11 protein-coding genes are annotated in these 25,796 nt (G+C 52.7%); 6 read left to right on the top strand and 5 right to left on the bottom strand.

From position 1 onward, the window contains the following. Positions 1-204: 204 nt before the first annotated feature. The 5 genes from ACFSR7_RS20465 to ACFSR7_RS20445 all read right to left on the bottom strand — a co-directional run bounded on the left by ACFSR7_RS20465 (position 205) and on the right by ACFSR7_RS20445 (position 17,353). Entirely contained in the window at positions 205-4,335 is a 4,131-nt protein-coding gene (locus tag ACFSR7_RS20465) for an RICIN domain-containing protein (protein ID WP_378164803.1), read from the bottom strand. Between the two features lie 128 nt (positions 4,336-4,463). Continuing rightward, a complete protein-coding gene (locus ACFSR7_RS20460) occupies positions 4,464-9,026 on the bottom strand; it encodes an S-layer homology domain-containing protein (RefSeq protein ID WP_378164802.1) in 4,563 nt (1,520 codons plus the stop codon). A 157-nt stretch (positions 9,027-9,183) separates the two neighbouring features. Continuing rightward, complete coding sequence (locus tag ACFSR7_RS20455) at positions 9,184-14,805, bottom strand: carbohydrate-binding protein (RefSeq protein WP_378164801.1); 5,622 nt, start codon at positions 14,803-14,805, stop codon at positions 9,184-9,186. Positions 14,806-14,923: 118 nt separating this feature from the next. Then, positions 14,924-15,997: a glycoside hydrolase family 130 protein gene (locus ACFSR7_RS20450; protein ID WP_378164800.1), complete on the bottom strand. Its 1,074-nt coding sequence runs from the start codon at positions 15,995-15,997 to the stop codon at positions 14,924-14,926. A 207-nt stretch (positions 15,998-16,204) separates the two neighbouring features. After that, positions 16,205-17,353 carry a GntR family transcriptional regulator gene (locus ACFSR7_RS20445; RefSeq protein WP_378164799.1) on the bottom strand — a complete coding sequence of 383 codons (1,149 nt, stop codon included), beginning with the start codon at positions 17,351-17,353 and terminating at the stop codon, positions 16,205-16,207. A gap of 181 nt (positions 17,354-17,534) precedes the next feature. Here ACFSR7_RS20445 and ACFSR7_RS20440 point away from each other — a divergent pair, with 181 nt between their 5' ends. The 6 genes from ACFSR7_RS20440 to ACFSR7_RS20415 all read left to right on the top strand — a co-directional run bounded on the left by ACFSR7_RS20440 (position 17,535) and on the right by ACFSR7_RS20415 (position 25,760). Further along, entirely contained in the window at positions 17,535-19,346 is a 1,812-nt protein-coding gene (locus tag ACFSR7_RS20440; RefSeq protein ID WP_378164798.1) for a cache domain-containing sensor histidine kinase, read from the top strand. Further along, positions 19,339-20,673 (top strand): response regulator, encoded by a 1,335-nt coding sequence (locus ACFSR7_RS20435; RefSeq protein ID WP_378164797.1) that lies wholly within the window; start codon positions 19,339-19,341, stop codon positions 20,671-20,673. Before ACFSR7_RS20440 ends, ACFSR7_RS20435 begins: the two co-directional genes overlap by 8 nt. Positions 20,674-20,776: 103 nt before the next feature. Beyond that, positions 20,777-21,649, top strand: a complete 873-nt coding sequence (locus ACFSR7_RS20430) for a carbohydrate ABC transporter permease (RefSeq protein WP_378164796.1) — start codon at positions 20,777-20,779, stop codon at positions 21,647-21,649. Beyond that, the gene (locus tag ACFSR7_RS20425; RefSeq protein WP_378164795.1) at positions 21,646-22,524 is read left to right on the top strand and encodes a carbohydrate ABC transporter permease; all 879 of its coding nucleotides are present in this window, start codon (positions 21,646-21,648) and stop codon (positions 22,522-22,524) included. Before ACFSR7_RS20430 ends, ACFSR7_RS20425 begins: the two co-directional genes overlap by 4 nt. Before the next feature lie 56 nt (positions 22,525-22,580). Continuing rightward, entirely contained in the window at positions 22,581-23,978 is a 1,398-nt protein-coding gene (locus tag ACFSR7_RS20420; RefSeq protein ID WP_378164794.1) for an ABC transporter substrate-binding protein, read from the top strand. A 321-nt stretch (positions 23,979-24,299) separates the two neighbouring features. Next, on the top strand, positions 24,300-25,760 hold the full coding sequence (locus ACFSR7_RS20415; RefSeq protein ID WP_378164793.1) for an ABC transporter substrate-binding protein: 1,461 nt from the start codon (positions 24,300-24,302) through the stop codon (positions 25,758-25,760). Positions 25,761-25,796 lie beyond the last annotated feature (36 nt).

Here is a 25,796-nt window from a genome sequence, read left to right as displayed (position 1 = left end):
GACCCCATCTTACTGCCATTGGACTAAATAACGTAGCGCATTAATTGGCGTAAAATGAACACTTCTACAGGCTTTTCTGTAATTCATTGCACGAAGAATATGGATGTCGAACATCTGAAGATGGATAAAGCCTGCGACTCGATTGTTTTGAGCACAGACTTTATTCGACGTTTGGGTTACCGTCTTACAGCTCCATGCGCGATCTTAGGAAAGGGAATAAAAGTTGAATTTCCATTTTTGCGCATTCGATCCGTTGATTGTATAGACTTGTACGGGCGTACCGTTCGCAGTACCGGAGCCGCTAACATCCAATGCCAGACCTGCGGCATTTTTCGGCGAGAGTTGGTAATACCCTTCTTGCGTTAGTTTCAATTTCCACAAAACCGCGTCGCTGCCGTCGTCCGTCCCGATTTGCGTTTGCGTTCCCGAAGCGGCCCCGCCTTTGTCGTTTAACGCGAAGTTCGTCGAGCTTTGCGGGTAAAACTTCCAATACCCGGAGCCTGCGTTTACCGCTTTCCACTTCATCGTGTTCGCCGATCCCCACCATGCGCCTTCGTTCGTGAGGGATGTTTTACTGCCATCGGCGGTTCCGCCCACGTTCAATAGCAATCCCGGCGAACTCAGGGCTTCGATGGTGTAGATGGCGTTGTTGACTAGACTTGGCGCATGGAAAGTAGCGTAGAGCGACGGTTTGCCCGCAACGGCCGCGCTGGTCGGGAATGCGGCAGGAAGCGCGCCGTAAGTTCGCGTCGCGTTGCGGGTGATGCCCGTCGACGCGGTTTCATAGGCAACAGCAAGAGAGTTGCTGCTTGGCTGGTAGGCGAGCCAGTAAGTACCGCCGGATAGCAGCGCCGGAGACGATACGGCGACGGTATTCCATCCTGCTGCCGGCGCGAATTCCGGCGTGGAGGCGACCAATGCACCCGGAGCGCCGCCGTTGTCCGCGTAAACGCCCATCCGCACGTTCCCTGCAGCCGTCTTTACGTATAGGCTCAGGCTTCTCACGAATGCGTCGCCCGCCAAGAATACTTTCTCCGCGAACAGCTTGCCGGAATTGGCGCTGCTCGAACCGCTTTCCACCGCCGTATCTCCCAGGATTGTCGAATTGGACGCGGCAACCTCTTCCGGATTAAACGATCCTAGAGCGCCTACCAGATAGACGGGCGCATACGTTAGCGTGCTTGGTATCCCGATCGCATTGCCGAACATATCGTAGGCTTGCATATTAGCCGCCGTTGCGCCGCGAATGCCGATCGGCACGCTGGCATCGTCCAGATTGAACAGTACGACGATATCCTTGTTGTCGGCTGCTCTCGTAAATTTGATCATTCGAACCCTGTCGATATTGGTGGTACTTTGGTAAACCGCCCCCTTCAGCATGGCGGTTGTCGCAGCATACGAGACATAAGATTGTTTAGCCGAGTACGGCACCTCAGTGAACGCCCAATTCCTGATCAGACCCCAATGCAGCTCTTTATCGTTCGGATCCGTACCGTCGTCCTGGAAGTCGTACTCAAACATTTTCGAGATGCCGCCGACGGCCTGGCTGTTGGCCATCCCGGTTACAAACGCTCTGGCTTCGTAAGCGGCCTGGTGAGGCTCGTCGATATTATAGCCGTTGACGGAAAAGGTGGACCATCCGTACTCGGACAGCCAAATCTTTTTCGGCGTATAGCCTTGATCCGTAAAGGTTTTGTTTACGCTTGCGACGGAGCTGGGAATAGAGTACCAGCCCGCATTGCCGACTTCGGCGCTTTTGGGGTCCGCATACGGATGATAGGAAACGGAGTCCATGTAATTATATCCGCCGCTCGACAAGATGCCGCCGATGAAGCTCTCGTCGACCGTGCTGTTCACGCCGCCGATGATGATCGCGTTCGGGTTAGCGCCTTTGACCGCGGTATACGTGGCCTTGAGCAGGTCCGTATAATATGACGGGCCGTACCGTTCCGGATTGCCCATGCCCCCGTTCCACTCGTTCCACACCTCGAAATGGTTAACTCTCCCCGCGAAGTGCTGCGCCACCGCCGCCGCGTAATTCGCGAACGCGGTGTACTGCGCCGCCGTGTGCGGCGTTGCCGTTCCGTCCGCTTGATAGAGGCCGTTGCTGTAACACAAAACAAGCAGCACCTGCATGCCGGCACTTTTAGCCTGGTTGACTTCGTCTTCCAAATTGGCCGGAAACGTGTAGACGCCCTGGACCTGCTCCACGTTCCTCCATTCGATCGTGTCCCGGATCCATTGAACGCCGGCCTTTTTCGCCAGGGCGATATTGATGGTGTTATCTCCCTTGTTGCTTTGATCGGCGTGCATGTTCACCCCGAACAGTCCGTCTCCGACGCTGCCGCTTAGAGGAGCGACGACGCTGAAAGGAATCGATTTGGTCAGGGTCAGCGACGGATTAGTCGACACAGCCGTCACTTCAAGCGAATAGGTTCCCTTTAACGAAACGGAAGGAGCGATCGTTTGTGTCGCTGTCCCGTGGGCCGCAATCGTCTTCGCGAAACTGCCGCTATTGGAGGTCTGTCCGTTCCAATCCTTGACGGCGTATGTCGCGTTAAGGGTATAGGAGGATGACGTGTCGTTCTTAAATACGAGCGGGATGGAAACCGACTCGTTCGCGGCAAATATGTTGCCCGGATTCGTCTTGCTGATCCCGGATAAGTTTACGGGGCCCGTCGTCAGCAGTGTATTCACCGTCGCGTCGAGCGTAGCCGGTTCCCACCAATACTGGTGATCGCTGCTGACGAACAGGATGTCCTGCCCGGCATACACCGTGACGTTCAAATCGAAATCTTTGCTCGTTCCGGTGTAATCCAATAACGTATCGTACGGACCGTTCACGGCGTTCGGGTTATATTCTTTGGAGAGCAGGATTTTGAGATGACCGGAGCCGACCGCACGATAGGCACCGTGAACGCGCAGCGTTTTCCCGGCCTGATCGTTGCTCGGCGTGTAATTATAGGCAATCTGATTGTAGTCCGTGCCCATTTGGCCGTTCGCCTTGACGAACCCGACGTGGTTGGTGTTATTGATATCTTTCGCCCACTCGTCCGCGGCGAATTTCGTGCCGTCCCCTTTGCTCAAGAGACCCGGAGCGCCGCTCGCGGGAACTTGCAAGTAGGACCACCTTCCCGCCTGTATCGCGTTCGTTGCCGAATTGTAATCGGCGATGTTATTCGTCGACAGATTGATCAGCGTATCCACCGTCGCGTTGAGCGTAGCCGGTTCCCACCAATACTGGTGATTGCTGCTGACGAACAGGATATCTTGCCCGGCTGTCAAAGTGACATTGAAATCGAAATCGGTGCTCGCGCCGGTGTAATCCAGTAACGTATCGTATGGACCGTTCACGGCGTTCGGGTTCGCGTCTTTGGAGAGCAGGATTTGGAAGCGGCCGGAACCGACAGCCTGATAGGTGCCATGCACGCGCAGCATTTCTCCGACCTGGTCGTTGCTTGCCGTGTAATTGTAGGCAATCTGATTGTAGTCCGTGCCGATTTGGCCGTTCGCCTTCACGAACCAGACGTGGTTGGCGTTATTGATATCCTGCGCCCACTCGTCCGTGGCGAATTTCGTGCCGTTCCCTTTGTTCAGGAGCCCCGGCGTGCCGCTTCCTGGAACCTGGAGGTAGGACCAGCTTCCGGGCTTTATCGCGTTCGTCGCGGAATTGTAATCGGTTACATTGTTTGTCGAAACTTTGACCAGAGAATCCACCGTCGCGTTGAGCGCAGCCGGTTCCCACCAATACTGGTGATCGCTGCTGACGAACAGCAGATCTTGCCCGGCTTCCACCGTGACGTTCAAGTCGAAATCTTTGCTCGTACCGGTGTAATCCAATAACGTCACGTACGGTCCGTTCACGGCGTTCGGGGACGTGTCTTGAGAAAGGAGGATTTGGAAATGGCCGGAGCCGACGGCATTATACGCACCGTGAACGCGCTGTGTTCTCCCTGCTTGATCGTCGCCCATCGTAAAATTATAGGCAATCTGTTTGTTGTCCGTGCCGATTTGGCCGTTCGCCTTGACGAACCACACGTGATTCGAATTATTGATATCCTGCGCCCACTCGTTCGTGGCGAATTTTGTGCCGTCCCCTTTGCTCAGAAGTGTCGGAGAGCCGCTCGCCGGAAGCTGAAGATATGACCATCTACCCGGCTGGATCGCGTTCGTTGCCGAATTATAATTGGTCACGTTATTCGTCGTAGCCTTGATCCCCGAGGACGCCGACGCTTCCCCGATGCCGATCGAGCGCCAGCCGAGCCCCAATCCCCCAAGCATAACGATGACAGCCAGCAATATCCTCCACACGCGCAGCTTTACGATACGTTTCATAAACAACGCTCCTTCGATTCTCAAATGGTTTCTTGCCCCGGAGTGAAAGAGGATGACCGTCGCTTGCCATCTGACGGTCATCCTCTGTCTCCTAATCGGTATTGACATAAGCCGCTCTTAGACCGATTCTATAACCCCAATAACTTGGCAATCACTTGCGCGGTTTCCGCTCGCGTGGCAAGTCCCTTCGGCGCGAATTGATTATCGCCGCGTCCGTTAATGAAACCAAGCGACTGAGCTGCCGAGACTGCCGCTTGCGCCCACGGACTAATCCGGTCGCGATCGGCAAACGTATGGACTGCTTCATTCGAAGATACGACGCCTTTGCCGTAATCGTAAGCATGAATGAGCATAACGGCCATTTCTTCGCGAGTGATCGAAGCGTTCGGATTAAACAAGAACTCCCCGACCCCGTTCACGATGCCCGCTTCGTTCGCCGCCGCAATATCGCTTGCAAACCAATCGGAAGCATTTACATCGCTGAATGGCGCGGCTCCCTTGGCTTTGAGATTCAGGGCACGAACGATGAGAGCCGTGAACTCCGCACGCGTAATATTTCGTCCGGGAGCAAACTCGGTATCGCTTATCCCTTGTATAATGTGCTTGGCTGCCATCTGCTTAATGACATGCGAGGCCCAATAAGTCGCCCCGACATCGACGAACGATTTGTCGTAGCTCAGAATCGCATATTTGCTAAAATGCGTAACTTGAGCAACCAGATTGCCGTCGACCCGTTTGCCGCCTACATAAGTAAGCGAACCATCGTTCGCGATGTAATAGATGCCTAGCAGATCCGTCGATGCCGTTGGATCTACTTGGAGCGTTAGTGTAATCGGCTCGTCAAACTGAGTCAGGCTTCGTTCCTGTCCGTCTTTAGAACGAATAGAAAGCGAGAAATCATAGATTTCTCCGGCAGCCGTTACGGCGGCGTTGCTCGACTCGCTTGCATGAGCCAACAAGGAAGAGCGATCGGATGCGGGAATCGGCACCATAGAGAAAGTAATCGTAGCATCCTTCAATTCGTTCGCTGTTAACAGACCTTGAAGCTTCTTCATGACGCTGCCGGGAACCTCCAACGTACCCGTTGCATTGCCAACCTTAATCTTGCGATCGTCATTCACGGTCAGATTGGCCGGGATGGACGCCGTATGGGCTCCGTTGGCGATTTCCACCGTAAAATTACCGTCTTGATCGACTTTCGGATCGGTTACCCCCTCCGTCGTCGGCGCCCCGGTAGAGGTATTCGGAGTTGGATTATTGTTTCCCGGGGTTTCATTGCCCTCGTTACCGCTAGTGGCTTCCAACGTACGAACGATCGCGCTCGGACCCGAATTGCTCCGATTGCCTGCTGCATCCACAGCCTTCACCGTAAACGTAAATTCGGTTGCCGCAGTCAAGCCCGTGATCGTTGTCGTAAGCTCTGCGCTCGTCACGGATTTCATATGGCCTGTGCCCCAGCTAATCTCATAGTTTGCAACGCCGACATTGTCTTCCGCAGGCGTCCAAGTTAACGTAAGCTCCGTTTGCTTCACGTTGGAAGACGTCACGTGGCTATTAGCCGGCCAACTTGGTTTCACCGTATCCATCGGCGCAGTAGAATTCGGATTCTCTGCAACGATATAAAAGATCGTTTCGTTACCGGTCGCATTAATCGCGCCTACTTCAGGATCCGTATCCTTGATTGGTACAATAACCTGCATGCTTCCTGCGGAACTGGCGTCGTTCCAAGCCAATGGCTTCTCGTTGCCGAACAGATCGACCCGTTTCACCGTCCAATTCTCGTCGATGCCACTGAATTCGGCGGAAATGGTTGACGTATCCAAGCCCAAGTGAATCGTGTCTCCCGTGCCGTTCCAATCCGTAAATATATTGGCATCGCCTTGGTTCTTGAGATGAACGGCCACGACCACTCGTTTGCCGTCAAGCATAAAACCTTCCGCGGAAGATAAATTCTCGTTAAGTTCCGGTTTCAGGTACGGTGCCGTCGTGAAGTTCGAATAAGTTGTAACTTCTGTGCCTCTGAATAACTTGCTTAGGATATCAAGCGTCTTCCCCTTGGGCGATAGGCCATCGCCGCTATGCAAGGAACGGTTGTAGCCGTACGCGGCAGGATCGTTCGGAGCCCAGTTGGCGAAATAAAAGAGCTTGAATTGATCGGGGTTCGAAGACTGATGATCTAACGCCCAATAAAAAGCCCGCGGATACGTATCGGCGACGAATTTGTCATTCAGAGAGAACCCGAGTTCCGTTTGCCACACGGCCGGATTCGCGATCCCGCGCTGAACCGCCGCACGATACAACTGATCAATCGCCTCGAGCGGCATGTAATGCATATCGAAGACATCGACGGTTTGCCATGCGTCCTTGCGATCAAGCAAGCTAATATAATCGTAGATCGGAGCGCCGCAGATCCAACCGCCGTAGACGACCTTCTTGCCTGCATCATGAATGACTTGAGCTGCCGGAAGATGGATGAGATCCATATACTGGTCTAGTCCGCCCCACCAGAATCCGGATTCGGGATGAGCCTCGTTCCATACTTGGAAATATTCCAGATTATACGGCGCCGCACCGAAAGTCGTTACGATAAGCTGAACGAATTTCTTCCAATCTTCCACATTCTCGGGTGGCGTTTTCGAGATTTCAAAATCCCTCGTTGTCGTACTGACGACTGCGCCTTTTGCGTTTTTTTGTACGACTTGACGTCTGAAGTTGTTATTTTGCTCGGATAGTACAGGGCCCACCTCATACGTATAACCGTTATATTCATAGGTATATCCCGACCGGTTAGCCGCCCAGCCGGCCGTATAGGCAAGCACGGGAATAATCGTAATTCCGTTGTTTTTCGCTTCCAGAACCCGGCGTTTTAGCTCGTTCAATTCGTTCTGATTGATCTGCCCTTTGGCGGGCTCGATGCCTCCCCACGAGAAATCAAAGCGATTCCAAGCCATATTTCCGATCAAATCCGCATCGGGTCCTTGATTGATTCCATTGAAATTGCGGAACTGCTCTTTGACAATAAACTTGTGCGCGGAAATATCGCTTGGCTCCATTCCGTCCTTGACCGCAACCGCTTTAATGACGGTATCTTGGTTGATTCGAATAGCGTCCGTATATTCCTTCTTCGTCTCGGAGTTCAGAGGATCGGTATTGTCCGTCGTATAGTAGATGGTGGCCCCCTCCGTAGAAGAGGACAGACTGATCGGCGTCTGAACGCCGGCAGGGATAGAGCCGGCACCCGGATCGCTGGTTACTCCCTGAACTTGAGGCACGTTTTCCGTGACGATCGTTGCATCCAATTTACTTGGCTCCCACCAATATTGATGGTTGTCGCTCACGAATACGATATCGTTGCCGCTCGCTACTACCGTTTCTAGTCTGAACGTTGTATTGTTGCCGGTATATTCGAACAAGGTCTCATACGGTCCGCTCACTGCATTGGGATTCGTGTCCTTGGATAGCAGAATTCTGAAATGTCCGGATGGGTTGGCCGAATATTTCCCCTGCAGCCTAAGCGGCTTCCCGAGCTGATCGTCGCTAACCGTGTAGTTAAACGCGATCGGCTTCCAGTCCGTGCCGATTTGGCCATTGGATTTGACGAACCATACGTGGTTTGAATTGTTGATGTCCGCAGCCCATTCGTCCGAAGCAAATTTATCGCCATTTCCTTTACTCAGCAACCCAGGAGATCCTGTTTCTGTTGTTGGCATCTGCAGATAGGACCACTTTCCGGGCTTCACGACATTCGGTCCTGAATTGAAATCGGTTACATTATTCGTGGACGGATTCACGCCAGTCGGTGGATTCTCATCCACGATAAGGGTGTAGGTGAGCGTGATCGGATCGCTAGGCAGCCAGCCGTCTTTGACGGCAACGGCTTTAATCACCGTATCCTCGGTGATTTGAATCGGGCTAGCATATTGCAATTTCGTCGCGGAAGTCAGCGGGTCGGTGTTATCGTTCGTGTAATAAATCGTGGCTCCCTGGGTTGTTGAACTCAGAGAAACAGACGCGTTCTTGGCGATCTCTCCGGAAGGAACATCCGCCGCAACTTGCGCCACTTGCTCCTCCTGCACCTCGTCGATGGTTGCATTAAGCGTAGAGGGTTCCCACCAATACTGATGTTCACGGCTGACGAATACAATATCGTTGCCTTCTTCGGCCGTTACCTTCAGATCAAAATCCGTACCGCTCCCCTCATATTCAAACAAGGTCTCGTAGGGCCCTTCCACTGCATCGGAATTCGTATCTTTGGAAAGTAGAATGCTAAACTGACCCGAGCCTGCAGCGGAATAATGTCCGTGAACATTTAGCGTTTTCCCTGCTTGATCTGCGCTGACCGTGTAGTTGAACGCGATCGGCTTCCAATCCGAACCGATTTGGCCATTTGCTTTGACGAACCATACGTGGTTTGAATTGTTTATATCCGCAGCCCATTCGTCAGAAGCAAATTTATCGCCATTTCCTTTATTCAACAGTACGGGAGATTCCGTTTCCGTTGTCGGCATCTGCAAATAGGACCAAGTTCCAGGCGCTACTACATTGGAATTCTGATCGTAATCCGTAATATTATTGGTCGTGAATCCGGCGTTTCCCGACTCCTCGGCGCTCGCGGAACGGACGAATGACGATCCGATTCCCGAGTACCCCAATAAAATAGCTGCAATGATGACCGTCTTGAGCCACTTCATTTCTAATTCCCTCCAATTTTTATGTTATAAAACGTGGTACGCATGAATCATATCAAGAAGACTTCTGGACAACGATGTGCATTCCGGGGAGAAGTGTGCTCTAAACGACTAAAATGAAATCGCTTTTATTGTTAAATAATAAAATAAAAGGGTTTTCTTAATTAAAGGCCGTCATAATCTCGTAAAGGATCTTGGCAAATTCAGCTCTGCTTGCGGCGTGCGTCGGCAGAAGCTTACCGTCGGTTCCGGAGATGACGCCCGACTTTACAAACGCCGTCGCGGCTGGATTGGCAAAGCTCGATACCTCTGCCGCGTCCGCAAAGTCATTCAGATCCTTTGCCGCATTTTCGGCCGGCAGTTCTCCAAGGCTGTTCAGCGTGTTATAAACCAGGGTGAACATTTCCTGCCTGGTCACCTGCCGATCCGGCGCAAACCGGTTGCCTCCCAAGCCATTGGCAAGTCCCAATCGTTTGGCTGCCGCAAGGTAACCTGTGTAGTAGGCGCTGCCTGCATCGCTGAAGTTGTCTGCCGCCCCCTCATCGGCATCGATACCGAAAGCCCTCATGATCATGACCAGGCTTTGCGCTCTGGTTAGATTTTCGTTTGCTCCGAAAAGATCGTTGCCTGTGCCGTTGGTGATGCCTCTTGCCGCCACAAAGGTTATTGCATCGTAATACCATGCCCCGCTTGCCACATCCTTGAAGTCCACCGGATTGTACCCCACGGCATAATTCGAGAAGTGAGGCGTCTTGAAGGACAGCGTCCCGTTTGCAGCATGATACTTGCCGTTCTTAACGGTTTCGAGGCTGCCTGCAGCATCGATATCGTATGAAACGATCGCATCGGGCTTTTCGCCGGCCTGCAAGGTATACGGAATGGTTAACGTTGCATTCGATCCAAAGCCGGAAATCGCGCCGTGATTGATCTCGAAGCTTACGACAGGTCTGTCCCCGACCTTCTGCCGAACTTCCGCCGACAGTGTGGATGCGTCCACTTTAGCAGCCGTAATGGTAATGGCTCCTGTTGCCTGCTTGGAAATGCGCGATACGGCGTTTTTATCGAACGTGATCGTGCCCAGCGGCGTTGCAATCACCAAAGAATCGAATTTGCTTTCCACAAGCTTGTTCAGCGATTGTTGCGTTAATTCCAGTTCGACGGCTTTCGCTGTCGCCGGCGCCGTCAAATCAAGCTTGATCGTAAAACCGGCAGCGCCATTCAGTTGACCGGCTCCTGCAGCCGCTTTTCCGATGGCATCCTCGATTACCGCGTAGCCGACCGCAATCGTTGCCGTCCCCTTGTCGTTTACAACCGCTTCAGCGCTTATGGTCGAAGTGACGCGCTTACCTGTAACCGTTGTAATCGTAACATTGTCCGGATCTTTGGCAGGCCCGGTCGTAACCGCAGGCGTAGGTGTCGGTGAACCCGTCGGCGTCGGTGTACCCGTAGGTGTCGGCGTTGGCGTCGAATTTGACGGAATCGACTCAAACTCCAGGTAAGTGGGCTGCTCGGTGATGGTTAGCGTGACGTGCCCGTCCGTCACCGGCAGTTCTTCGCTGTTGCCGTACATGTCGTATCGGATGACTTTGTCGCTTGCAGCGGCCAGCTTTATTTCCTGCGTAGGCGGCGCTTGCAGCTCGCCCGACTTCCATTGGTCGTCGTTCGTCCACAGCATCAGCAGTGGGTTGCCGTTCGGACGCATGAATTCATATACATTTGCGCTTGGAATATCGTTTGCGAGCGTGCCGTTATCGTAATCGCCGGAGCGATCCGCTACAAACTCGCCAGGCGTAACTAGCGCGTTATAAGCGCTGAGCGCGACATACCCCGATTTTGCCGACCACGGTACGGTTTGGGATATCTCATCGTATTGATAGGAATTAATCATGCCGAATTCTTCTTCGTCATTATTCGGATTCGTGCCGTCGTCCATGAAATCGTATAAGGTGATTCCGCCGATTCGTCCGGTATTTCCCGGTGCGGCATTCGCTTTTCCATAAGCGATCGTCCTCGAGAGGTAGGCGGCTGATCTTTCTTGCGTGGAGCCCTTATAATTCAAGCTTGTCGGCCAGCCTATTTCGGTGAACCATACGGGTTTTACTGCTCTGTCCTTTCCGTCCTGCGCCTTGAGTTCAGTCACGATCGCCTGCATGACGCCGATTGCCCGATCCTCGTTGTCGACGACACTTCCAAAATCCGAAGTGTGGAATTCGGGGCTCATCGGATAAGAGTACGGATGCATGGATACTGCGTCAACCAGGTCGTAGACCTGAGCCATGGTATATTTGGCGTTGCCTCTCAGCATGCCGTTCAGCCACGACCAGTCGCCGCCCACCGTCGCTCCGGCGACGATTTTTGCGTCCGGATTGACGGCTTTAATAGCTTCTGCGGTCGGAACAAGCAGGTTGACGTAATATTCCGGGTACTTCAGCTCCGCGGGCTGACCTGAAGCCGACCCCAAGCTGCCGCCGCTCCACTCGTTCCAAACCTCGAAGTATTGGATATCGTCCTTGAACGTTTGTGCGATATTGGCTGCGTATCTTGTATAGGCGGCAATCCCCTCGTCCGTACGCGGATAACCGGCATCGTAGAGGCTGTTGCCGTAACCGAGAACGAGCAGGATGTTAATCCCTCTGTCCTTCGCCGCTTTTACGTACCTTTTCCATAGGTCCTCGATAATCAGGTTGCCTTTTGGATTTTCGGACCAGTACATTTCGTCGCGAATCCATTTGATGCCCGCTTTTTGCAAGATGTCCAGATTGTTATTGATGATTTGGTCCTGCTGTTCTTTACTCATCCAGCCAATCTGCGCAAAGTGGGTGCATACGCCCATGATGCTGTCGCTGGAGATCGTGTCGGACGTTACCGATAAAGAGCGGCTGAACGGGAATGAAGTTTCCTGCACGATGCCGTCATATTCGAGCTTTAAGTCCACATCAAAATTGCCGTATTTGATGATGGACGAAAGATCCAGATCCATTTTGATTTTGCCTTCGTCTCCCGGCAGTACGGTTTTATTTTCGTCGTCGATCAGCGTTACCGGATCCATCCAATTCGGATCCTGTGATTTTACCGTTGCCGTGATGTTGACGTCTTTCTGCGCGGCAGTGCGGTTTTGCAATTCAAGCGACAAATCGTAGGCTTCGGCGTTGACAAAGATGTTGCCGACTTTTCCGCTTGCGCTTTCGATCGTTGCGACGAAAGGCCTTTGTTCTACGGTAATATCGGACGTTGCCGCAAAGACCTGGTCGTCGTATCTGCCTTTATCGGCGGCCGTAGCGGTAATCGTCGCATGGCCGGGGCTTACGGCGTAGACTTTTCCGGATGGGTCAACGGTAGCGACGCTCGTGTCCGAGCTTTTCCAGACAACCGACTGATTGGTTGCGTCGGCGGGAGCGAGCTCAGCTTCGAGTTGAAGGTTGAATCCCACCATCATATTGGCATGGTCCTGATTAAGCTGTATGCCGCTGACCCATTTTGGTTCGGGAACGGGCGTGAATATTAAGGAGTGCGCATTTAATCCCCAATGTAAAAACGCCACTTTTAATAGATAGGAACCTTTCTGCGCATAGATGATATGCGTATTGGCAGGGTCAAAGGAGCCGACAATTCCCCAGCCGGCTGTGGTCTGGTTCCCGGTAAAGCTCGTTTTGAGCGCGTCGCTCAAATAAATATTCGTTTGCTTCAGCCGCGCATCGCCGGAATCGTACAAGAACCCCAGATCAAACCAGCCCGATTCCTGAATCTCAACGTTATACAGCGCATAACGATCTCCAAACTCGGGGATTCCGATATATGTATCGTAAGGCGCGGTTCCGTCCGATTTGACCTGAACGACACTAAGGGTCTCATAATCCTTGGCCAAATGGATCTCGGTAGGCGCGCTGCCGCTTATCGGATGCTCTCCGATACCGACGCGGGTGAATTCCAAACTTCTAGCATTAAACGCATCCGTCGACCCATTGAACGCCAGTACGAAGCTATAGGTTCCGGCCGTTAAGCCGATCGTGCTGTCCTTGGCGGCGACAGGACGGAAAGTCGTCGATCCGCCCGTGACTGCGCTTGTCTCGAACGCCGTTGCCGATTCGCCGAGATCGGCAAAGTCTATATCTGCAGAACTACCGCTTAAAATGTAGATCTGCGCCTTCAAGTCCGGTTTCACACCGTTATAGGCGTAATAAAGCGTTGGCGAATAGTTGCCTCCTTCTGCGACTTCGACTTCGTAAACGGCATAATTCCCGGGTTTTGCAGAAATATGACTGCCCGGCGTTACGTCAATATCGTTTGTTTTCGACTTCAAATCATCGGCCAGCTGTACGACGGAAGTGCCGTAAGGCTTGATTTTCACGCTTTGTCTGATGGGTTCGAATTTCAAATGCTTTGTGTTAAACTGACCGGATTCATATTTTAATTGGAGTACATAATAACCTGCTTTTAATTCGACGTCTTTGGATTCCATCGGTTGGAAATCGAGCCAGCTCGGATCGGTTGCTTCATGGTTGGAAAAGGTGCCGATCTGCGCGGAATCCAAATACAGACTGAGCTTGGGTGCATCATTAGCAACGCTGGTGGCGTAATCCGGGGTTATTCTGTATACGCCGTCTTGCTCGACTTTGATGTCATATAACGCATAGTCGCCCGAATCGCCGTTATTTAAGAAGGTAGGATCGCCGGACCAAAGGTCAAGTCCCTGCCAATCGCTGAATTGATCCCATAGTCTGATCTCCGTCGTGCTGTGTTGATTAATCAAAATATCGGGTTCGGCATTCAGACGGGTGAATTTCAGCGTTCCGGCATTATAGCCTTCCGTCGGTCCAAAATTCACCTTGATTTCATGGGTGCCTTTTGTCAAGGAGATCGTTTTCGTAGTCGATAATGGTACAAAATCATCCCAGTTCCCCGTACTGTCGTGGCTGCCGGAAAACGCGGCGAGCGGGTTCGTATCTCCATCCATGTAGACTTTTACGTCCAACGAACCGGTTTGAGCGGTCGCAATCCCGAATGACAATTGATAATCGCCATCCGCCAACACATCGATACGGTAAAGCCCCCAGTCTCCCGATTGCGCCCAGAAATAGGGTTCGCCGTTCGCGGTTTTACCGATTATATTTTTCGTATAGATGTCGCTGTAATCCCCCGCCAGGAAGATCGTGGACGATCCGTACTTGTTAATGGTATTGGTTTTACCTTCATCGGGATCTCCGCTGCCGTCGGCGATCGGGGCGAGCGTAAGGGAACGCGCATTAAAGTAGTAGTTGTTGAACACGTATTTGATCTGATGGGCGCCCGCGGTCAGCGTCACCGGAACCGGTTGACCGGGGAAGGCCGTGAAGTTCACCCAACGATCGTCGGTATCGGCGTTGCTCGTAAAGACGGCAGCGGCGGTCGGACTGCCGTCCAGGTAGATGCTGGCTCCGTAAGGGGCGGACTTGTTCCCGGAGGCGTAGTCGGCGGACAGGTTATAGGTACCCGCTTGGTCCACGTTGATATCGAAAAGCAGATAGTCATTGGGTGCGACATTGCCGACAAACGTCTGGCTTTCAACGGTTTGGACGCCTAAGTGCGACGTACCCCAAGGACGATCCGAGCCGCCTTCCGTCATCCCGGAATTTTGCGTAGCCAGATTAATGACGGTAGGACTGTCGCCCGATATTGCGATTGGCGTCGCTTCCCCAGCTGCCGCGCTAATAGGCGCAACGGCCAGAGCGGATATGATCATGGCGAATGAAAGAAGAAGCGATATTGCCCTTTTTCTATTCCTCTGCTTAATCATGCGTCCCATCTTAATACCAACCCCTTCCATGTGCGTATTGGATAAAATGCGATACGTTTGCATCATATCAAGTAATTTTCCCGACAACTCTTCGTGACGATGAAGGATGAATGGACGATCCGTCCGACTACAGATCGGCCAGGCAGCGGGCGACTGCGATTTTCGAATCCGCGGTTCCATAATAGAGCAGCCAATGGCCTTGATGATAAACCAGGCCTTCCGCGAAGCACACATGATTCACCTGGCCGTCGATCTCGTAATCCTTGTCCGGCACCAAGAACGGGTCCTCGGCTCTATCCAGCATCGATAGCGGATTTGCCGGATCCAGTAACGCCTGTCCGGCGCAATAGGCATGAACCGCATACCCGGGATCGCCGCCATCCGCATGGTTTTTGCTATTGTAAATGAGCACGATGCCGCGGTCGGTCAAGATCGACGGCGGTCCCGGCTCGATCAGAAGGCTGTCAAACCGGTGCGGGCGAGGCTTCATGACCGAGAGTAGACCTTGACCCTCCCCGTTCTCCCCGGGCTCTTCCGTCTCTACGGGCGTCCAATGTATAAGATCCTCGGACGTCGCGGCGAAAATATCGGACTCGCCCCAATACATCCAGTACTTGCCTTGGAGCTTAGCGGCAACGAGGCGATCGCCGTCCCGACGGGTAATGATCGAGCCGGATTTGGACCACCAATTCGCGTATTTCCCGTCTATCGCCCGACCGAATACCGGACCGTGCTTGGTCCAACGCCTCAGGTCGGTTGAGGTTGCGATGCACAATATCGCAATGGTTCCGTTGTAGGCCGTGTAAGTGATGTAATAGGTTCCCGACTCGTCCATCACGATGCGCGGATCCTCGCAGCCGCCTTCCCATTCCAGCGCCTCTAGCCCGTCGGGTCCGGGATAGAGCACCGGCTCCGCGCCTTTGGTGAAGTGCAGCCCGTCCTCGCTCTCGGCTAGGCCGATACGCGAGGTACCGGCATGCTGGCCGACGGTGTCTTCCGCCCTGTACAGCAGACAAACACGTCCGTCATGGACGATCGCAGCCGGGTTGAATACGTCCTTCTCTTCCCACCAAACTTCTTCCCCGCGCATCGTACAGCGGAAGAAGCTGTCCGTGGTCGGCTCCAGGCAAGGATTGGCCGCGTCCGCCTTCACGAAAGGACCGAGCTCCCAGCTTGATAATGTTTTCAGTTCGGTTCGCATCCTATGATTACTCCCTTATCCAAATTATGTTTGCAGGTCATCCTATTTTTCCTGTTTATCGACGTGCTTCAGAAGATACTAAGCGTATAACGAACGAACAGGATACGCCATGTGCGATCCACGCATAATGATGTGCGCAAACAACAATCGAGAACGAAAAACGACGCCAGCCGAATTAAGATTCGGAGCAGGCGTCGCTTTTTTATGTTATTGGCGGGGTATACCGAGAAGCCGTTCGTTATGCATCCGACTTCTGTGCGGCACAGGGCCCGTAGAAGCGCGAACGACCAGCTTGGTCGGAAGTACGATTCGAGTGCGAGAGGATCCCTTGCCTCGACACATGGAAATCACAAGCTCGGCAGCTTTCTTCCCGATTTCCTCCTCTTGCTGGATCACGCAGGTCGGCGGCACACGCGACAGCTCGGAGTTCTCGAAGTCGTCGAAGAATACGACCGAGAGATCCTCCGGCACTTGAACGCCAGTCCCTTCGAAGGCCCGAAGAATACGAGTACCGATCGAATAGTGGCTTGCGAAGAAGGCGGTGATGTCCGGTCGGTCCGCCAAGAAGGAACGGATCGTCTCCTCGGCTTCCTCCGTATCCGTAGTCGTCAGTTCATAAATGCGGGCCGAAGGCGTCCCTCCCATCGCTCTCAAGTAGCCATTCTTCCGATCTTCAAGGCTTGTGGTGCCCGGAATGACCGCGGAAGCATACGCGATGTTGCGATGTCCTGAATCCAGCAAGTAGCTGACCGCCTCATAGGCGCCTCCTTCATGGTCGGACAGAACGCAATTCGTCTCCACGCCTCGTATATAACGGTCAATAACGACGATCGGGAAGCCTGACAACGTCAGTCGAAGGATTTCCTCGTTATAGTTTTCGCAATTAGACGGATAAATAATAATACCTGACGCGCCCCATTCCAATGCTTCGGAGATAAGCTGAGATTCCTTCTCGGGATCATCGTTGGCCGTTCCGAACAGCAGCTTGGCTCCCGCTGCTTGTACGGCTGCCTCGATCCCCATCAGCAGATTTCCGGTATACTGGTTGTTCACTCGCGGCATCACAAGGGCGATGATCGGCTTCGCCGCGTTCGTACGATTCTGCTGCTCGTATAAGACCGGCTTTCCGTCAGCCGATACGAAGGAACCTTTGCCTTGAATCCGATATACGATACCCTCTTCCACAAGCAGATCCATGGCCTTCTTGATCGTGATTCTGCTTACGCCGAATTGAGACGATAATTCATTCTCCGAAGGCAGGGCTTCATTTGCCTTCCATCTCCCTGCCTGTATGCCATCCAGCAAATACGATTGAATTTGCATGTATAGCGAATCCGCTTTTCGCTTTTTAGCCATCTTTAGCTCCATCTTCCATTTAATGATTACAAGTATACATGTCAACATTACGAAACTCAATTATTCCTTTACTTATCGGCATTCGTGATGTAAATTTTACTCAAAGTTATACATTACAACCATCAACAGATTGCATACTTGTAACATAAATAAGCAGATGCTTGAAACGGGGTCCTCGCGAATGTTCAACTGGTTTAGCGGACTCAGTCTGCGAACGAAGACTTTGCTCTACTTAATCATGATCATCACGCCGATTCTCGTCACCAGCTGGGTTGCGAACATGTTATCGGCGCAGGAGACGAAGGCCCAGGTCGGTCGTACGATGCTGCAGCTTGCGAAGCAAACGCATACGACGCTCGACCGGGATTTACTCGGCATCGACGAGAGCACGATCAAGCTGATCCAGGAGCCTCTCGTGCAAGATATGGGCGAAGTGCAAGAGGGAACGACCGACGACTTCGTCAAACGCTACATCGCATTAGGGAAAGTCGTCGAGAAATATAGCGTCGGCGAAGCGTTCTACAAGGGCTTGAAATACTCCTTGTTTTTCCCGATGCAGCATCCTGAAAACTTTCAGTTCGCTCCGAGCTACCAACAGCTTGAAAGCGGTATCTTTTTTATCGATCCAAAAGAGAGCGATTGGTATCAGCAAGCGGTATCGCTCAAGGGCAAAGGGTTCTTGCAAGTGCTCGATCATTTCGGCGTCGCGCAGCCGGGCAAAACGCTGACGTTCCTCCGTATCGTGAAGGATCTGCAGAACGGGCCGGACATCGGCTTGATTGCCGTCGCGGATTTACAGAAGACGTTAACGAACGAGTTGAACGAGATCCAGCTGCCGTCCAATAGCGAAATCTATTTAACGGACGACGCCAACCATATTCTTACGAGCGTAACCAACCAGAGTCTCGGTACGCCGGTGCGGATTCCCGACGACTTGCTCATAGGAAACGGCGGCAATTCCATCGTGCGTCTGGACCATGTCAATTACTTGCTGGCGTATCACTATAGCTCTAATTACAATACAAAGCTGATTATACTGACGCCGCTTGCGGACATTACATCCCAAGGGAATCTATCGCAGCGGGTCATTCTCTATCTGACTCTCATTTATTTGTTCATCGTCGCGATGACGGTCGCCCTCTTCCTGCGTTCGATCCTGTCGCCGCTGCGCAAGCTGAGCGCATTGGTCGGATCGTACGTACCGGGCAAGGAAACGGCGTTCAAAGTGATTAACCCAAGCCGACGTCTGGACGAAATCGGAAGTCTGACGTTCTCCTTCTCCAAAATGATGCGGCGTTTAAATGAAATGGTCCAGACGCAATACGTACTGGAGATCAAGCAGAAGGAAACGGAGCTTTCCATGCTTCACCAGCAGATCAACCCGCACATGCTGTACAACACGCTGGAGTCGATTTATTGGCATGGCGTCGCCATTGGCGAAAACGAAGTCGCCGAAATGGTCAAGGACCTGTCGAAACTGATGCGGATCGGACTCAGCTCGGGCAGGAATCTCATCGCCATCGCGGAGGAAATCGAGCATGCCGAAGCGTATATTCGCTTGCAGGAGAAACGCGACAAGCAGCGGTTCCGCGTGAAATGGGAGATCGACGAGACCGTTAAAGCCGTGCTCATTCCGAAGATCACGCTGCAGCCGCTGTTGGAAAACGCCATTCTGCACGGGATCGCCAAAATGGGGGACGACGGAGAGATCGTCGTGCAAATTCATGGCGATCACGAAGGCCATGTCATCCTTAGGGTATCCGACAACGGTTATAAATTCGTCGATATCCGACGGCTAAACGAAATCGTTGCTGGCCAAACCGGTAAACCTGTCGGTTACGGCATTCGCAACGTACGACAACGGATCCAACTGCACTTCGGCGACGCCTACGGTCTTTCCTACGAGGCGCGTCCAGGAGGCGGCGTGATCGCCCGGCTTATCATTCCGAGTCAAGCCCCATACACGGAGAACGGAGGAGAACAACATGAGTAACGTACTGGTCGTCGATGACGAATTGAACATTTGCGAGGGGATTCGCACCATCTTGCTCCAATCCGATTTGGGCATCGACAACGTGTTTACGGCGCACAACGGCTACGAAGCGCTCGACTACCTGCGAATGGAGCCGATCGATCTGATGATCTCGGATATTCGGATGGATGAGATGACCGGGCTTGAGCTGCTCGCTGCCAACTATATCGAAAAACCGGATTTGCCGATCATTTTGATCTCCGCGTACGAGCGCTTCTCTTACGCGCAGGAAGCCATGCGGCTGGGCGCCAAGGATTATTTGGTGAAGCCGCTCGACGTGCCGCAGCTGCTGCAATCGGTGAAGGTTTGGCTAAATGCAAGCGATCGGTCGATGCAAGAGCTGACGCGCGTCTCGCTCGCGAAGCCGTTCGCGTCGTCCGAGTCGACCCTGCAGGAGAACTATTTGCTCAACGAAGTGTTGGACACGCCGAACTTGCGCGAGGAAGAAGTGCGCGCGGCGCTGGACGAAGCGCATGTGAGCCTGGAAGGGCCGTATTACTGCTTGATGCGTGTCCAGCTGGACCTGAACGCGGGCGGCAATCAGCAGGGCGCCATCACGAAGCTGAAGGACAAAAACTTGTTTAAATTCGCCGCGGCGAACGTCATTTCCGAGACGCTCGTCGATTGGAGCCACCTCGTCATTCCGCAGTTTGGCGGAGAGCTGGCCGTCCTCCTGCAGCTGAACGAAGCGGAACACGCTTCGCTGCTTTCCCATCATGGCGTGAAGCTTGGCATTGTCAGCCAGCTCATTCACGAGAACATCCGCCATTACTTGCACATCGGCAACCTTATCGGCATCAGCGGCTTCAAGCGCGGCCTCGATTCGTTATACTCGCTCAAATGCGAGGCCGTTAAGGCGTTATCCTGGAGCGAGATGATGCCGGATCAATCGGTCTTCTTCGCGCAGGATTTCGAGTCTTATGCCGCGGAACCCGACAACTCGGATAAGGGACAGGAGCAATTCGGCAAGGTCAACCATAGCATCCTGCTCGAGATCGAGGCGTTTTTACAGCAATCGTATAGCCTTAAGGGGCTCAAGCTGCAGAACATAGCGAACAAGGTGCATCTCAGTACGAACCATATCAGCTATTTGTTTCGCAAATTCAAGAAAATGACGGTCTGGGATTACGTGCTTAAACTGCGGATGGAACAGGCAAAGCACCTCTTGATGACAACCGATATGAAGCGATACGAGATATCGGAAGCCATCGGCTACGAAACGCCGGAGCATTTCAGCAAAATATTTAAAAAATACTACGGAGTCAGCCCTTCGGAAATTCGAGGCTGATCAAATCCCCGGATAGACCACAGAACGCCTCGCAACGCACATCGTTCTTTTGCGTCGGCGCCTCTATAATACAAGCATTCATTCGTATTGGAGGTGCCGAAACATGAAAAAATGGATTTACAAGTATCGCTGGGGGTTGCTGTTTCTGCTCCCCGAAGTCATCGTATTCTTGTTGTTCTTGTGGGTCCCGATCGTAAAAGGCTTCTTTTACAGCTTCCAGAGCGTGGACTTCGTCAAGGGCATGCACTACGTCGGACTGGCCAACTACAAAGATATTCTGCATCGTACGGAGATCGGGATATCCGTTCGCAACACCGTCTATTACATGGCGTTATGCCTCCTGCTCGGCTACTGGGTACCTTGCTTCTTCGCCATCGTCGTATCCGAGCTGCGGAAGTTCCAGGGCCTTGCGCGTACCGTTATGTATCTGCCCATGCTGATTCCTTCTACGGCGTTGTACAGCATGTGGCTCTGGTTCTACGACGGTACCGGTCCGTTCAACTCGCTCATGACCAAGCTGGGGATGAACCCGATCGGATTCCTGACCGATACGAAGTGGGCGATGCCCTCCATCGTGCTGATGGAGACCTGGCAACAATTCGGCGGCGCGTTCATCATTTACATCGCGGGTCTTGCCGGCATTCCGCGCGACTTGTACGAAGCGGCGGAAATCGACGGCGCCGGCGTATGGGCGCGCGTACGCTTCATCACGCTGCCGGGCATCCGCCATCTGCTCATGCTGATGCTCCTGCTCCAGCTGATCGGGACCTCGCAAGGCTACCAATCGCAAAAAGTGCTTACCGACGGCGGTCCGGTGAACTCGACGTTGACTTACGGTCTCATGATCATTCGCGAAGCCTTCACGTACCAAAACTACGGCACGGCTTCCGCGATGGGCGTTATGATGCTGATCGTGCTAGGCATCCTCTCGTTCTTCTACATGAAATGGGATAAGAACGGGGTGTTCGCCAAATGAAAAAAAATCCTTTCGAGCGCGGGATTTTCTCCCGTTACGATTTCAGAAAACCGTCCATCGTCGTTAGCTACGCTTTAATGATTGTGCTTATCGCGATCTTCGGGCTATTCACGCTCATTCCGTTCGCAGTGACCTTGTTGAACTCGCTCAAGACGCGCCAGGAGGTTTTTGTTTTTCCCGTACAATATATTCCGCATAAGTTGATGTGGCATAACTATGCGGAGGCTTGGAAATTCCTTGATATCTGGCATTACCTTAAAAATACGTTGGCGATCATGATAGGCAATCTCGGGTTTTCCATGGTCATCATGGGCTTTGCGGCATATGCCTTGTCCCACTTGGAAGTACCGAGACGCCGCTTCTTCGTTCTGTTCTTCATGACGACGCTGCTCATTCCGCCGACGACTTATATCATTCCGAACTTCTTGAACCTGAAGAGCTTGCATTTGATCAACACGTTTTGGGCTTTCTGGTTGCCTTCGGCGGCCAACGCGTTTAATCTACTTTTATTACGCAGTTTTTTCAATACGATTCACAAAGAATTGTTTGAATCGGTTCGTATGGACGGCGCTTCGGAATTCCGCGCGTATTTTCAAATCGCGGTGCCGCTGTCCATACCGGTATACATCACGCTGCTGATCTTCAGCTTCAATTCGTCGTGGAACGATTGGTTCTGGCCATGGATGGTCTTGCAGAAACAAGACATGTGGCCGCTTGCGACCGCCGTGTACAGATATGTAATAGGTTCGCAAGTTATCACTTGGAACGTTAAATTCGCGGTATCGTTTTTATTGGTCATTCCGCCGATTTTGTTCTTCGTTTTCTTTCAGAAATATATCGTGAAAGGCACGAATTTGGGCAGCGTGAAAGGCTGATATCCGCCTCGGCCATGCAAACGTACGCTCACTGAAATGTTTCGGAGGGGTTATACATGAAGCTGCGCAATGTAATGGCTTACGGCTTGGTTTCGTTGACCGTCGTATTCGCAGGCTGCGACACGAATTCGGGAAATTCTTCGATCTCCGCCCCGGGCGCATCCGAATCCGGTGCCGGACCGGTCGAAATTCTCATTCAAGCCGCAAACCCGAACAATCCGACGCAAATCGCTTCTTTCAACGACAAGCTGGCTCGTTACAAAGCCGCATATCCGAATGTAACGGTCAATACGACCGACTGGCAGTATAACCCCAACGAAATCGGTATAAAGATGGCTTCCGGCCAAGCGCCGTCCGTTTACGCGGCATTCGCGACGGACGGCAACTTCCTCGCGGGCAAAGGCTGGATCGCCGACCTGACGAACATCCTTAAAAGTTACACGCACAAAGACGACTTCAACCCGATTCTTACCTCTGCTTACACGATCGGAGACAAGGTTTACGGGATTCCGGACTACGGATACGTGATCGGCGTAACGATCAACAAAAAGCTGCTCGCCGACAAAGGAATTGCGCTTCCTTCGATGGACTGGACTTGGGACGACTTCGCGAACATCGCGAAACAAGTCAGCGACAAGGCCAAAGGAATCGCGGGAATTGCCGTACTGGGTAAAGGCAACGAAGCCGGCTGGGGCTTCACGAACTTCCTCTACGAAGCAGGCGGCGACGTACAAGCCGTAGCGGACGGCAAAGTAACGGCAACGTTTAACGGCGCCGCCGGCAAGCAAGCGCTCGACTTCTTCAAAAAGCTGCAGTGGGACGACCGTGCGTTCCCGATTTCTTGGACCCTCGACTGGGCAGGCGCAACGGGCGCGTTCACGCAAGGCCGTGCGGCTATGGTCTACGTAGGGCCTACCGACGCTGTCACTGCCGCTCTGAACAACGGCAACTGGAAAGTCGATGACTTTGCAGCCTATCCGATGCCTGCCGCGCAGGCCGGCGGCCAACACGTCGGCATTCTCGGCGGCAACTCCTACGTTATCAACGCTAACGCTACGGCGGAACAACAACAGGCGGCGTTCGACTGGATTACGTTCGACTACTTCTCGGATCAAGGCATTAAGGCGCAAGAAGCTCTCGTGAAACAACAAAAAGACGAAGGCAAATTCTTCGTCCAGGGTCAACTTAGCTATTACAGGAGCGACTCCGACTACGCGAAGAAGATCGACGCGATCTATGCGAAATACGACAACGTATGGAAATACGACCCGCAATTCTATCATTACGCGGTCGGTAAACCTGAAGCGCAATATGAAGCGCAAGCGTACTATGGCGCAATGACGGTTGCCATTCAGTCCGTTCTGTCGAGCAAGGACGCGGACACGCAAAAACTGCTCGACGAAGCCGCTTCCAAAGTGCAATCGGAAAACTTCGACAAAGTCGCCGTTCAATAAGAGATCGTCATAGGGGACAGTTAAGACTGCCGAATATAAAAATGGGATGCCTTTTCCGATTCAACGGAATGGCGTCCCCTTTTTTATTTGTTATTGTCCGTCCTTGCGAGACCGAACAATTACCCGGATCGAACACAGAACGCTTCGTATTGCACATCGTGGTTGAGGGCCGATAGCAGTCTGTTTTTTACAAATGTAAGTGTTTTCTACATTAATCGTATTAAGCACATTTTTCCCCGGAACGCACATCGTTGTCCAGAAAATTTGTTGTTATGATGCAGTTGTACCACAGTTCATCAAACATATTCGGAGGGGTTACACATGAAGTTGCGCAATGTAATGGCTTTCGGTTTGGTTGCGTTGACTGTCACAATGGCAGGTTGCAGCTCTAACAACAACGGCAACAACGCAAGTAATTCGGCAAGCTCGCAAGCGCCTGCCTCGGCATCGGCATCGCCAACTGAGTCGGCATCGGCACCTGCCTCGGAAACAACGAAGCCCGCCGGCCCCGTCGACATCCTCGTCGTAGCGCCGGATCCGAACAACAAGGTGGCAGTCGCTGCATTCGACGACAAGCTGGCTCGTTTTAAAACGGCTTATCCGAACGTAACGGTCAAGACGACCGACTGGCAGTATAACCCGAACGAAATCGGGATCAAGATGGCTTCCGGCGATGCGCCGACCGTTTACGGGGCATTCGCGACGGACGGCAACTTCCTGGCCAGCAAGGGCTGGATTGCAGACCTGGGAGATATCCTCGAGAATTACCCGCACAAAGACGACTTTAACCCGATTCTGACCTCTGCGTATACGATTGGCGGCAAGGTTTATGGTATTCCGGATTCCGGATACGTGATCGGCGTAGCGATCAACAAGAAGCTGCTCGATGACAAAGGAATCGCGCTTCCTTCGATGGACTGGACTTGGGACGACTTCGCCAACATTGCGAAACAAGTCAGCGATAAATCCAAAGGAATCGCGGGAATCGCCGTCATGGGTAAGGGCAACGAAGCCGGCTGGGGCTATACAAGCTTCCTCTACGGAGCAGGCGGCGAAGTAGAAACCGTGGCTGACGGCAAAGTAAAGGCAGCGTTCAACGGCGCCGCCGGTAAGCAAGCGCTCGACTTCTACAAAAAGCTGCAATGGGAAGACCAAGCGTTCCCGATTTCCTGGTCCCTCGACTGGAGCGGCGCAGTAGGCGCGTTCACGCAAGGCAGCGCGGCTATGGTCTACGTAGGACCCTCTGACGCTATCAATCAAGCGCTGAACAACGGCAACTGGAAACTCGATGACTTCGTTGTCTATCCGATGCCTGCCGCGCAAGCCGGCGGCCAACACGTCGGCGTACTCGGCGGCAGCTTCGGCGTTATCAACGCTAATGCTACGCCTGAACAAAAGCAAGCGGCGTTCGACTGGACGACGTTCGATTACTTCAAGGACCAAGGCCTTCAAGCTACGGAAGATCTCGTGAAGCAGCAAAAAGACCAAGGCAAATTCTACGTTCAAGGCCAACTTAACTACTACAAGAACGACTCCGACTACGGCAAACAAATGTCCGCGATCTATGACAAATACGATAACGTATGGAAATACGATCCGCAATACTACGATTACGCAGTCGGTAAGCCGGAAGCGCAATATGAAGCGCAAGCGTATTACGGCGCAATGACGGTTGCCGTGCAGGCCGTTCTGTCGAACAAAAACGCGGATACGCAAAAGCTGCTCGACACCGCTGCTGCCAAAGTGCAATCAGAAAGCTTCGACAAAGTCGCCGTTCAATAATGTGATGACGTAGCGCAAGAAGCAGGCTGTTTCGGC

This window comes from Cohnella sp. GCM10020058, from assembly GCF_042683485.1.
In the GTDB taxonomy this organism is placed as follows: Bacteria; Bacillota; Bacilli; order Paenibacillales; family Paenibacillaceae; genus Cohnella.
This window is presented reverse-complemented; position numbering and strand designations above follow the sequence as displayed.